The 1,023-nt window shown below is 40.8% G+C and carries 1 protein-coding gene and 1 pseudogene; both read right to left on the bottom strand.

The window, feature by feature from the left end; genetic code table 11:
- Window positions 1-641: ABC transporter permease subunit (locus GRP75_RS27865; RefSeq protein WP_160790992.1), on the bottom strand; the 641-nt coding region annotated here is incomplete at its 3' end.
- Between the two features lie 93 nt (window positions 642-734).
- A pseudogene (locus GRP75_RS27860) lies at window positions 735-1,023 on the bottom strand (sugar ABC transporter substrate-binding protein); the annotation flags it as partial.

The raw sequence follows: 1,023 nt of genomic DNA, 5'->3' as shown, positions 1-1,023 counted from the left end.
ACTGGTTTCACCATTGGCCATGTAATATTGCGGAACATCTGGAATCCGCTAGCTCCATCTAGCTCTGCTGCTTCATAATAAGAGCGAGACACGCTTTGCAGGGCTGCCAAATATAGCAGCATCGTATAGCCGAGACCCTTCCAGACGGTCATGAGAATCAAGGCCGGTTTAACCGTATCCTTATCCATCAGCCAGTTAGGACCCTTAATACCGAATATTTCGAGGAATTGGTTCACCAAACCATAGTCTCCGTTGTATGCCCAGTTCCACATAATAGAAACGGCAGCCAACGAAGAAATAACCGGGATATAGTAAATCACACGAAATGTTGTCGTACCTGGAATCTTGCGATTCAAACCTAGTGCCAGCAGTAAAGCTAGTACAAGACCGATTGGAATACCCAGCATTAAGAAAAGAGTATTGTACATCGATTTATAAAAGAGCTCATCGCTAAATAAATCTTTAAAATTGTCGAAACCAATAAAATTCATTTGTCCCAATCCGTCCCAGTCTGTAAAAGAGCCGTATAACGAATAGACAAACGGGAATAACGTAAAGATTAGCAGACCGAGAATAGGTGGAAGAATAAATAAGTATCCATATATCTTCTCTTTGCGGTAGAGATTAGATTTGGTTATCACAGGGCTCACCTCTGTTTCTAATTTGGAATGAAGATGATGTTAGCAGCATGATATTTAGCCACTAACATCATCCTTTTTTCCTCTATTTACGCATTATTTCTGTGATTTTTTCTCTTGCTCCACCGCTTTATCCAGCAGTTTCTGCATTTTCGGTTGTTCTTGCTTCAGATAATCTGCCGCCGTAATTTTGCCGTCCAGTACAGGCTGAATATCCGTGAAGAAAATATCATACCATTCTGCATTATACGTATAGTTGCCTGGTAATGAGCGTCCATAGTCATTTACGATATCAATAAATTCCTGTTTATTGTTAGGCTTGGTTTTCGTATCTTTGGACCATTCATCAGCCATGTCCAGCAGATTCGGAATTTGTACCTTGGCA

Origin of the sequence: Paenibacillus sp. OT2-17, assembly GCF_009827695.1 — a bacterium.
GTDB classification, from domain to species: Bacteria; Bacillota; Bacilli; order Paenibacillales; family Paenibacillaceae; genus Paenibacillus; species Paenibacillus polymyxa_B.
This window is presented reverse-complemented; position numbering and strand designations above follow the sequence as displayed.